Origin of the sequence: Desulfuromonas sp. TF, from assembly GCF_000472285.1 — a bacterium.
Classification (GTDB): Bacteria; Desulfobacterota; Desulfuromonadia; order Desulfuromonadales; family ATBO01; genus ATBO01.
Window position 1 is genome coordinate 228,593 of record NZ_KI421421.1, and the last position, 10,958, is coordinate 239,550.

At 60.3% G+C, this 10,958-nt stretch carries 11 protein-coding genes; 7 read left to right on the plus strand and 4 right to left on the minus strand.

Annotated features, from left to right (window positions below; translation table 11 throughout):
* Positions 1 to 771: 771 nt before the first annotated feature.
* The 7 genes from DTF_RS23360 to DTF_RS0112330 all read left to right on the plus strand — a co-directional run bounded on the left by DTF_RS23360 (position 772) and on the right by DTF_RS0112330 (position 8,037).
* Positions 772 to 1,968, plus strand: a complete 1,197-nt coding sequence (locus tag DTF_RS23360) for a hypothetical protein (protein ID WP_162148640.1) — start codon at positions 772 to 774, stop codon at positions 1,966 to 1,968.
* Between the two features lie 246 nt (positions 1,969 to 2,214).
* A complete protein-coding gene (locus tag DTF_RS0112305; RefSeq protein ID WP_027715562.1) occupies positions 2,215 to 3,432 on the plus strand; it encodes an ABC transporter substrate-binding protein in 1,218 nt (405 codons plus the stop codon).
* A gap of 111 nt (positions 3,433 to 3,543) precedes the next feature.
* Positions 3,544 to 4,440, plus strand: a complete 897-nt coding sequence (locus DTF_RS0112310; protein ID WP_081702946.1) for a branched-chain amino acid ABC transporter permease — start codon at positions 3,544 to 3,546, stop codon at positions 4,438 to 4,440.
* Between the two features lie 9 nt (positions 4,441 to 4,449).
* A complete protein-coding gene (locus tag DTF_RS0112315) occupies positions 4,450 to 5,445 on the plus strand; it encodes a branched-chain amino acid ABC transporter permease (protein ID WP_027715564.1) in 996 nt (331 codons plus the stop codon).
* Complete coding sequence (locus DTF_RS0112320; protein ID WP_027715973.1) at positions 5,411 to 6,148, plus strand: ABC transporter ATP-binding protein; 738 nt, start codon at positions 5,411 to 5,413, stop codon at positions 6,146 to 6,148. The genes DTF_RS0112315 and DTF_RS0112320 overlap by 35 nt, the downstream gene beginning before the upstream one ends.
* Positions 6,148 to 6,846: an ABC transporter ATP-binding protein gene (locus DTF_RS0112325; RefSeq protein WP_027715565.1), complete on the plus strand. Its 699-nt coding sequence runs from the start codon at positions 6,148 to 6,150 to the stop codon at positions 6,844 to 6,846. Before DTF_RS0112320 ends, DTF_RS0112325 begins: the two co-directional genes overlap by 1 nt.
* 150 nt (positions 6,847 to 6,996) lie before the next feature.
* Positions 6,997 to 8,037, plus strand: coding sequence for a malate/lactate/ureidoglycolate dehydrogenase (locus DTF_RS0112330; protein ID WP_027715566.1), 1,041 nt, complete (start codon positions 6,997 to 6,999; stop codon positions 8,035 to 8,037).
* Positions 8,038 to 8,052: 15 nt separating this feature from the next.
* On the opposite strand, the gene DTF_RS23365 is transcribed toward DTF_RS0112330, so the two are convergent.
* The 4 genes from DTF_RS23365 to cysK all read right to left on the minus strand — a co-directional run bounded on the left by DTF_RS23365 (position 8,053) and on the right by cysK (position 10,858).
* Positions 8,053 to 8,580, minus strand: coding sequence for a thermonuclease family protein (locus DTF_RS23365; protein WP_051361269.1), 528 nt, complete (start codon positions 8,578 to 8,580; stop codon positions 8,053 to 8,055).
* Positions 8,577 to 9,002, minus strand: coding sequence for a hypothetical protein (locus tag DTF_RS0112340; RefSeq protein ID WP_035056974.1), 426 nt, complete (start codon positions 9,000 to 9,002; stop codon positions 8,577 to 8,579). Before DTF_RS0112340 ends, DTF_RS23365 begins: the two co-directional genes overlap by 4 nt.
* Before the next feature lie 89 nt (positions 9,003 to 9,091).
* Positions 9,092 to 9,901 (minus strand): ATP-dependent sacrificial sulfur transferase LarE, encoded by an 810-nt coding sequence (gene larE / locus DTF_RS0112345; protein WP_027715568.1) that lies wholly within the window; start codon positions 9,899 to 9,901, stop codon positions 9,092 to 9,094.
* A gap of 36 nt (positions 9,902 to 9,937) precedes the next feature.
* Positions 9,938 to 10,858, minus strand: a complete 921-nt coding sequence (gene cysK, locus DTF_RS0112350; RefSeq protein ID WP_027715569.1) for a cysteine synthase A — start codon at positions 10,856 to 10,858, stop codon at positions 9,938 to 9,940.
* Between the last annotated feature and the right edge of the window lie 100 nt (positions 10,859 to 10,958).

Below are 10,958 nucleotides of genomic sequence, written 5' to 3' on the forward strand. Positions count from 1 at the left end.
GCTCGAACTCTTGCTTGCCGCGCGATTCTTTGGGGAAAAATTCCTTGCAAATAATGTTTTATGCCCTTCCTAACAAAAAAGTGGTTGAGGTATACGAATTTTCATGATAGCTTTAACCCGCCGTATATGTGAGGCATTTGCCTTTGTTATTTTTATAACACCGTTACGAGCAAAAGAGCTTCACCTCGCCATAATCAAAATCCTTTCGGAGTGGACCGGCATCCTGACAGAATAATCTTCGTGTGCGGGGATTGAAGGTCTGGAATCCGGCTGCTCACACAACAAGGTGAAGCTTTGAACCGCAAAACCGGCATCTTATGAGATTTATTTTTTTCCATCAAAGATGTAAATTCCCATCGAAATGTCTTGACATAAACAAACAATGTTCTATAAAATCGAACAGAATTTAATACCGAGATTTCATACATGAATTTTTTTGGTTGATTTTTGATCGATTCTTAGCTTTGAGCATGCCCCCCAACACAAAATAATTTGAAATTTCCTTTTGCTTGACGGCACCGTGCCCAGTGGGCACCTGCTCCCGCACAATCAAATGCATATGAAAGGAGGTGGATTCCAGAGGTATTGTGTATTTTTGCATGAAATCGGGCAGAAGCTGCGATGTTCCTGAGGTTAACTCTATATCGGAGGTAGTCGATCATGAAAAAAACGTTGTTGTTGTCAGTCGCTTGTTTGGTTGGTGTATTGTTTGGAGGGAACGCCATCGCCGGTACGATATCGACCAAGTTCGATGCTACGATCGGCGGTTACGTGAAGTTGGATTATATCCATCAGGATTTCACCACGGCCATACCGCAATTTGCAACTTTGTCCACGGTCACCCCGGCCAATGAGAACGAGGATCAATCCCAGTTCACCGCCCGCCAGACCCGCCTTAATTTGACGGTGACCGGCCCGGAGGCCTTCGGCGCCAAGACCAGGGCGTTTGTCGAAGGGGACTTTTACGGTCCCGCCGGAGTCAACGAGCGGGGGAATCTGCGGATGAGGCATGCGAACTTCACCCTGGACTGGGGGAACACCCAGGTGTTGTTCGGCCAGTGGTGGGATATCTTCGGCCCCTTTGCGGCATCGACCCTCGACTTCGGCACCGGCGCCAACATCGGCGGACCGAACAACCCCCGCGTTGCCCAGGCCCGTGTGACCCATAAGATCAACTTCAACGAGAACAACTGGCTGCAGATCATCGCCGGCCTGCAGGATCCCCAGCAGGACGACGAAGAGGGTCCGGTCAATGCCGCCGGGCAGATCAACTTCAACAGCAAGGCCCTCGGCGTCTCCCCCGGTTACTGGGGTCTCCCGATGCAGCCCTTCATGGTCGGCGTCTTCGGCCTCTGGGGTGAGTCCGACACTTCTCCGGCGAACGCCGGCCAAGGCTCAGGTGGTCTCGCTCCGGGTGCCACCCCGCCCGCTGCGGGTCTTTCTGACGACGACTTCGACTCCTGGGGCGTCGGCATCCACACCCATGTGCCCATCCTGAAGTCCAGCGACGGCAAGAGCCGCGCCGGGACCCTGTCCTTCCAGGCGCAGGCCTACATGGCCGAAGGTCTGACCCATGTGCAGGCCACCCAGTACAGCTTCCTGCAGGATGCAGGGGGCAGCGTGGACGCCGCCGAAGGCTACGGCGCCGTCGGCCAGCTTATCTACTACCCGACCCAGCCGCTCGGCATCACCGCCGGCTACGGCCGCAGGGGGATTTCGGACACCAGCGACTACCGCGACGCACTCGCGACCGGCACTATTGTCGCGGCGGGTGGACCGTTCGGTACCGCTGGCGACCCTCCTGGTACGGTCCGCAGCTACAACGACGCCTACTGGATCAACACCACCTACGATTTCGCCAACGTCCGTTTCGGGGCCGAGTGGATGCATCTCGAAACCCACTACATCGGCTCGAGCGAGGAGCCGGAAGGCGACCGCTTCCAGTTCTCGGCCATGTACTTCTTCTAGAAACAACATGAAACATCCCTGAAATCGAAAACTACTGGACTCGCCTCCTGAGTCTAACCTGAAATGCCGGGCCTTGAGCCCGGCTTTTTTTTGGCCCCGCAGGGTTCGGCTGGGGAGCCCCCGCGAGGCGGAATGTAAACTCGCGGATTCAGGTCAAATTGTCATTGAAAACGACATAACAAAGCTTTATCATTATCCCCGGAATGATTTCAGGCGCAAAACACTTCTTACAGGAGGCCCTATTCCATGAAGACTCTCGTCGGAACCCTTGCCTTTGCGGTTCTAGCCGCGTGCGTCCTGCTCGCGGTCCCCGATGCCCAGGCCGCCAAAAAGATCAAGGTCGGCATCGTTGACTGCTACTCCGGACCGCCCAGCACCTACACCAACGATGTCCGGGACGCCTTCGCTCTGGCGGTCAAGAAGATCAACGCCCAGGGGGGAGTGCTGGGACGGGAGATCGAATTCGTCACCCGCGACAGCAAGTTCAAGGTGGACATCGGCCTCGCCGCCGCCAAGGAACTCGTGATGCGGGAGGACGTCGATATCCTCATGGGGACGATCAACAGCGCCCTGGCCCTGGCCGTGGCCGATCTGGCGAAAACGGAAAAGATTCCCTTCCTGGCGACCTTCGCCAAAAGCGACAAGATCACCGGGGAAAAGGGGAACCGCTACACCTTTTCCATGAATGAGAATACCGCCATGATCGGCAAGGCGGCGGCGGTCGGCCTGGCCAAGCTTCCCTACACCCGATACTGGATCGCCGGTGACGACTACGAGTACGGCCACGCCATCGCCGAGGGGGTCTGGAATCATCTCAAACTGCTCAAGCCCGAGGTCCAGCTCCTCGGCCAGTCCTGGTGGAAGGTGGGCGAGCCCGATTTCACTCCGTACATCACCGCCATGCTGGCGGAGAAGCCTGATGCGGTGATCGTCGCTACCGGCGGCCGCGGCTGCGTCCCTTTTCTGAAGACCGCCCAGGCGACCGGTTTCAATAAGCAGGTCCCCTTTTACATGCACACCGCCACTGAGCTCTCGACCCTCAAGCCTCTCGGCACCGACGCTCCCGAAGGGGTCATCGGCACCGCCAACTACCACAGCCACTACCCGGATACCGAGGCCAACCGGGCCTTTGTCGCCGAATTCGAACAGGCCTACGGCCGGACTCCGGCGGCGGGCGCCCTTTACGGCTACATCACCGCCCAGTTCATCACCAAGGCTTACCAGAAGGCCGGGAAGGTCGATACCGAGAAGTTCATCGATGCTCTCGAAGGGCTGAGCGTGGATTCTCCCATCGGCGAAGTCACCGTCCGGGCCGAGGACCATCAGGTGATGCTCCCCATGTTCATGGGCGTGACCAAAAAGGCGCCCGGAGAGGAAACTCTCACGGCCACGGACATCGTCGTCATTCCCGCCGCGGAGCTGATGCCTTCCGCTGAAGAGATCAAAAAATCGCGCGCCAAGTAGTTCAGGGTTTACCGGCGGGGCTGCCGCGACCACGGCAGCCCCGTTATTCTTGCCCCGCGCCTTCGGCAGAATTCGTCGGAGCCGGCTCCTGAATAACCTTACCCCCTTGAGGTGGAATTCTTGAGCAGTCTTACCCTTTCGGTCTTTTGCATCCAGGTTCTGGTGGGTCTCAGCAAGGCCACCATTCTCTTTATCGTCGCCTCGGGCCTGACCCTGATTCTGGGAGTGCTGCGCATACCGAACCTGGCGCACGGCTCCCTCTACATGATCGGGGCCTTCACCACCTACACCGTCGCCGTTTATTTCGGCCAGAGCAGTGCCGGTTTCTGGCTCGCCCTGCTTCTGGCCCCCCTGGCGGTGGCGCTGATCGGTCTGGCCATGGAGCGGGGGCTCTTCCGCTTCTTGTACCAGAGGGACCACATGATGCTCCTGCTCTTCACTTTCTCCTTCGCGCTGGTCTTCGGCGATCTGGTGAAGATGATATGGGGCTCTGACTACCGCTCATTGAGTGTTCCCGAAGTCTTTCAGGGATCCTTCTCCCTGCTGGGGACGCCCTTCCCCCGCTACAACCTGTTCCTGCTGTGCCTGGGGCCGCTCTTCGCCTTCGGATTGTGGTTTTTCACCCGCCGCACGAAGCTTGGGAAGATTTCCCGGGCGGCCGCCGTCGACCGCGAGATGGTGGGAGCGGTGGGGATCAACGTCAATCTCATCTATTCGGCCGTCTTCGTGCTGGGCTGCTACCTGGCCGGCATTGGCGGCGCCCTGGTGGCCCCCACCCAGAACATCACCCAGGGGATGGATCAGTCGATCATCATCGAGATCTTCCTCATCGTGATCATCGGCGGGCTCGGCAATGTCTGGGGCGCGCTTCTCGGAGCCCTGATCTTCGGCCTCACCGATGCCATCGGCATCCTGCTGGCCCCGCAGTTCGCCATCGTCTTTCCCTACGTCGCCGTGATTTTCGTCCTGCTCTTTCGCCCCCAGGGGCTGCTGAAGTCGGTCTGGTAGGGGGCGCCGATGATTCTGGGACTCTTCGGCAAAAAAGCTCTTCTCCTGGTGGCGCTGCTTCTTCTCGGACTGATTTTCCTGCCCCAGGCGGCACCGCGATTCTATATCTATCTCGGCTCCCTGATCCTGGTGACCGGCCTGGCGGCCACCAGCCTCAACCTGGTGCTCGGTTACGGCGGTATGTACCAGTTCCATCACGCCGTCTTCTATGGGACCGGGGCTTACGCGACGGCCCTGATCCTGACCCGGACCGGCCTGCCGGCCTGGCTTGCTTTCCCAGCCGCTCCCCTGGCCGCCGCCCTCCTCGGGTTGCTGATGGGACTGATCTGCACGCGGCTGAGCAAGCTGCACTTCGGAATGCTGCAGATCGCTCTCGGCTCTCTGGTCTGGGCCGTCGTCTACCGCTGGTATTCCTTCACCGGCGGGGATGACGGGATCCACGGCGTCCCCGTGCCCGCCGCCATCACCGGGACGACTCCCTCCTACTACTTCATCCTCGCGGTTGCGGCCGTATGCCTGCTGCTGATGTTTATCGTCGTCAATTCCCCTTTCGGCCGCATCCTTCAGGCCATCCGGGACAATCCGGATCGCTGCCGTGCCATCGGGGTCAACGTCGCCCGCCACCAGACCGTCGCCATGGTGATCGCCGCTTTTTTTGCAGGGATCGCCGGCGCTCTTTTTCTCGTCCTGGAGGGGAGCGTCTTCCCGGAACTCCTGTTCTGGTCGCTGTCCCTTGAAATTCTCATCATGTGCCTCCTGGGAGGCTGGTTCACCTTCCTGGGACCGATGCTCGGAGCGGCGATCATCGTCATTCTACGGACCTTCGTCGGCATCTACACCGATTACTGGACGATGGTTCTCGGCCTGCTGATGATGTTCCTGATCCTCTTCCTGCCAAAAGGGGTGCTGGGATTTTTCCACGATCTCTTCCGGCCCAAACCCGGCCTGAATCAGGCTCAGGAGAAAACGTTTGCTACAGATCGCGTCTCTAAGAAAATCGTTTGACGGCTTCCAGGCCGTCAAGGACGCCAACCTCTCGGTGGACAAGGGGGAGGTGGTGGCGGTCATCGGACCCAACGGCGCAGGCAAGACGACGCTGTTCAACCTGATCACCGGCCAGATCCGTCCCGACAGCGGCAGTATCCTCTTTCAGGGAGAGGAGATCGGTGGTCTGCCGCCGCATCGGATCTGCCGCAAGGGAATCAGCCGGTCCTTCCAGATCGTCAATATCTTCAGCCGCATGACCGTCTTCGAGAACGTCCAGGCCGCCGTCCTCGCCCGCCAGCGCCGAACCATGAACCTCTTTTCCCCGTCCCGTAATCTGGCGGTACGGGAGACGGAAGAGATTCTCGAGGCGATGGGACTGGGCGATCGGCGCGATTCGGTCTGCGGCCTGCTTTCCCATGGCGACCAGAAGGTCCTTGAGATGGCCATCTCCCTCGGCGCCGATCCCCGGCTCCTGATTCTCGACGAGCCGACCGCCGGCATGTCGGTTGAGGAGACGGCGACGGCCATCGCTCTGATGAAGCGCATGTCGAAAGAGCTCAGCGTGACCATACTGTTCTGCGAACACGATATGGAGATGGTTTTCAACTTCGCCGACCGGATCATGGTCATGCAGCTGGGATCCAGCATCGTCCAGGGGCTTCCGGAAGATGTCCGCCGCAACCCTCGGGTCCGGGATGCTTACCTGGGAGGGCATGCCTGATGCTTGAAGTGAACGGCATCAATACCTATTACGGCTTAAGCCACATCCTCTTCGATGTCTCCCTCACCGTCAGCCGGGGGGAAATCGTCTGCCTGCTGGGTCGCAACGGGGCCGGCAAGAGCACCACCATGAAAAGCATCATGGGACTGACTCCGCCGAGAAACGGCAGCATCTCCTTCAAGGGAGACGCCGTCACGGGAAAGGCCCCTTACCAACTGTGCCGAAAGGGGATCGGCTTCGTCCCCGATGACCGGAGGGTCTTCGCCGATCTGACGGTGGGGGAAAACCTCGAGATCTCGGAAAGGCGAATCCAAGTGGAGAAGGGGTGGGACAAGGATCGAGTGTATGCCTTTTTCCCCCCCCTGCGCGACCTCGACGGCCGCCGGGCGGGGGTGCTGAGCGGCGGCGAACAGCAGATGCTCACCATCGGCCGCGCCCTGATCACCAACCCCGACCTGCTGCTGCTGGACGAACCGACCGAGGGGCTGGCCCCGATCATTGTCGAGATGCTCGAGGAGAAGATTCTGGAGTTGCGGGAAACCGGCTTGTCGGTGCTGCTGGCCGAGCAGAACCAGAAGGTCGCCCTGCGCTTGAGCGACCGGGCCTACATCATCGATAACGGCCGCATCCGCTATCACGGCAGCATCGATGAACTGCGGGAGAACGAAGAGATCCGCCATCGCTACCTTTTGGTTTAGGGGCTGATGAAAAACGCCCATCTGCTGCGTTGCCCTCATCCTTCGTCAACGACGTACCTTCGGTACGCCTTATTCCTCAGAATTTCGGACGCCTTGCATCTGGACATTTTTGATCAGCCCGGGGAAGCCGGTATCCTCTAGAGAGAAACAATGATTTTCAGCTCTGAAAGACTCCGACAGGTGGCGGCCGACATCCTGCGGGCCGCCGGCAGTGCACTGCAGGAGGCGGACATCGTCGCAGGACACCTGGTGGATGCCAACCTCTGCGGCCACGACAGCCACGGCGTGGGAATGCTTCCCGCCTACGTCCGCTTTGTCGGGGAGGGACTGTTGCGGCCCAATGTCCGGCCGGATCTGGTCCGGGATGACGGAAGCCTGCTTCTTTACGACGGGGGAAGAGGGTACGGTCAGGTGGCGGCCCGGGAGGCGATGGAAGAAACGATCGGTCGCTGCCGGGAAAGAGGGCTGGCGCTGATGGGGCTGCGCAATGCCTTCCACATCGGAAGGGTCGGCGCCTACGGAGAGCAGAGCATCGCCGCCGGCCTGGTTTCCCTGCACTTCGTCAGCGTCGTCGATCACGAACCGTTGGTGGCTCCCTTCGGCGGCCGCTGCGGGCGGTACGGGACCAACCCGCTCTGCATCGCCGTGCCGGGTTCGGAGAAGAGCGGCCCCCTGCTCCTCGACATGGCCACCAGCAAAGTTCCCGTCGGCAAAGTCCGGGTGGCCATGAACCGGGGAAATGAAGTTCCCGTCGGGCTCCTGGATGCGGAGGGAAAACCCTCCCAGGACCCGGCGGTGCTCTTCAGCGAACCCCGGGGAGCCCTCATGCCCTTCGGCGAGCACAAGGGTTACGGCCTGGGGCTGCTGTGCGAAGTGCTGGCGGGCGCCCTTACCGGCGGGGGGACCATTCAGCCGGAGCATCCGAGACTCGGGGGGATCGTCAACCATATGCTGACCATCCTCCTCGATCCGGGCCGCTTCGGCGAAAGGCCCGCCATGGAACAGGAGATCGAAGCCCTGGTTGACTACATCCGGGAAACGGCCCCCGCCGATCCCGGAGTTTCCGTAATGGTTCCCGGAGACCCCGAGCGGCGCCATCGCCGGCAGCGACAGGAGGCCGGCATCGACATCGATGAGCTCACCTGGAAGGAAATCGCCGAAGCCGCCCACACGGTCGGTCTCGACCTGTAGTCCTTGACGGCTGATCTATCTTGCCCAAAGACCGACTTTTCCAAACCTCGCCCCAGCTTCCGCCTCCAGAAAATCCTCCTTCAGCCGGAAATCAAAGCGGCGGTAGACTACGGCATACCCTTTCTCGAGGAGAACCCGGTTGAGCAGGCGCCCGTCGGGGAGGGTGACATAAGCGAGCAGGCGGCCGTAAGTATCTCTCGGCTCGTGGTCGACTTCGAGCCTGACTTCCTTTCCCTTGACCTGGCGGATGTTGAACTTCAGCGCCTCCTCGGCTATCCGGCGAAGGATCTTGCCGTTGCCTCCCAGCTTCACGAAAAACCTATCCCTTTCGTTATCCTTCCTTTCCGGAGTATCTATGCCGATCAGCCGCACCTGTCCGATGCCGGCCACCTCGATGGTGTCGCCATCGTGAATCCATTCGACTCTCCCCCGGAGATCCGCGGCCTCGCCGCCGGCGGCGAGGCCCGACAGCAGGAGAATAAGGAGCAGGAGCGTGACAGAGAGACGATGGAAGGGACGGGAAATGCCGGTTCCGGCGGTCATCCCCGGCCCCAGAGAATCCGGGTGAAGAGGCCGGTGAAAAAGCCCCAGATGAGATTGAACAGCAGAACGAAGAGGGGAGTCAGTTGACCGAGCCCCATCCCCATGGAGCCGAAAGGGGTCTGATGAGGGAAGATGTAGAAGAGCTGGACGAGGGTCGGCAATAAACTGATCCACAGCCCTTTGCGTACCCAGTGCTGCCGGTGGCGGCGGCTGCCGACGGTCAGGAAATACGCCAGCCCCCAGATCCCTCCCCAGATCAGGCGCGGATAGAGCCAGCCCATGGTCAGCTTGGGCGCCAGGGAAACCCCGGCCATGGCGGTGACTCCCCAATGGCCGCAGGCCCAGGCGGCCAGACTGTTGGCCAGGGCTCCGAGCAGCCCGGCGCAGAAGCAGACGGCGAGCAGGGCACCTGTGCGGTTCATGCTTCCTCCTTCCAATTACAAATTAGTCAAATTCGTGAGGCGTGAGGGGTAAGGAGTAAATATGCCTTGCCCGCCTCACTCCTTACGCCTCACGCTTGAATTTCATTCATGCTTCCGGTGCGGTAACCTTCCAGGTCAAGGGCGACATAGGTGAAGCCGGCGGCCTTGAATTCCTTCACCAGCTGCAGTCGCAGGGATTCATCCAGCAGCCGTGGAATTTCCTCGGGCGCCACTTCAATGCGGGCCGTATCGCCGTGATAACGCACCCGGTAGTTGCGGAAATTGTGCCGGCGGAGGAAGGTCTCGCAGCGGTCCACCTGGTTCAGCCGTTCGGGGGTGATCTCGGTGCCGTAGGGAAAGCGTGAGGACAGGCAGGCGAAGGGCTGCTTGTGCCAGGTGGTCAGGCCCAGCTCCCGGCTGATGGCTCGGATCTCGTCCTTGCTCAGCTCCGCCTCCATGAGGGGCGAGCGCACGGCAAGCTCGCAAGCGGCTTCCCTTCCCGGACGGTAGTCCCTGAGGTCGTCGAGGTTGGAACCGTCGAGGATCTCGGCGAAGCCGAGCTCCCGGGCTTTGTCGCGGCAGATGGAGAAGAGCTCCTGCTTGCAGTAGTAGCAGCGCCGGGGGTCGTTTTGAGAAAAGCCTGGGATTTCGAGTTCATTGCTTTCCACCACAATTTGGCGCACGCCGAATTCGTCGGCGAGACGGCAGCTCTCCTCGAATTCGTATTGCGGATAGGTCGGCGAGGTGGCTGTCAGGGCGACGACTTTCTCGGACCCGAGCACGTCCCGGGCCACTCGCAGGAGAAAAGTCGAATCGACTCCGCCGGAGAAGGCGATCACCGCCGACTCCATGGAGCGCAGGATGTCCTGAAGTTTTTCGTACTTCTCTTTCACCAGCATGCTTCCTCTAAAAGTTTATGAAGGGCGGCAGCGATTTCAGTCGAAAATGCCGGTAGACAGATAACGCTCGCCGGTGTCGCAGAGCATGGTTACCACGTTTTTGCCGGGTCCGAGTTTCCGGGCCACTTCCAGGGCGGCGAAGATGTTGGCGCCGGAGGAAATCCCGGCAAAGATCCCTTCTTCGCGCGCAAGGCGGCGGGCGGTGTGCAAGGCCTCATCGTTGGTGACCGTGAGGATTTCCTGGTAGACCGAAGTGTCGAGAATGTCGGGAATGAACCCGGCCCCGATTCCCTGGATTTTGTGCGGACCCGGTTCGCCGCCGGAGAGAACCGGCGAATCGGCGGGCTCCACGGCAACGATATGGACACCGTTGTTGTGCTTTCTGAGCACGTGACCGACCCCCGTGATGGTTCCCCCGGTGCCGACTCCGGCCACAAAGGCATCCACCTTGCCGTCGAGGGCCTGGATAATCTCCGGGCCGGTGGTTTCTGCATGGATGCGGGGGTTTGCCGGGTTCTTGAACTGCTGGGGCATGAAGCACTTTTTGCTCTGAGCGATCTCCTCGGCCTTGTCGATGGCTCCGCGCATTCCGAGGCTGCCGGGAGTCAGAACGAGTTCGGCGCCGTAGGCTCCGAGGAGGCGGCGGCGCTCCAAGCTCATGGTATCGGGCATGGTCAGGATAAGCCGGTACCCTTTAACGGCGCAGACCAGCGAAAGCCCGATGCCGGTGTTGCCGCTGGTCGGCTCGACGATCATATCTCCGGGCCGGATGCAGCCGTCCTGTTCCGCCCGTTCGATCATGGCCAGAGCGATTCGGTCTTTTACGCTGCCTCCGGGGTTCGTTCCTTCCACTTTCCCCCAGACGGCTGCTGACTGCGGTTCACTCATGCGGGTGAGGCGGACCAGAGGGGTTCTGCAGATCTGTCCAAGCGGGTTGTCGCTGATGACGGTTGGCATGGCGGCTCCTGTAAAGCGGCGTCGGACTTCGGACTGAGGGCGATCTCCCTAAGACCAGAGTCTTTCGCCTTGCCGGTTCAGATGAAGTACATGAAGCGGT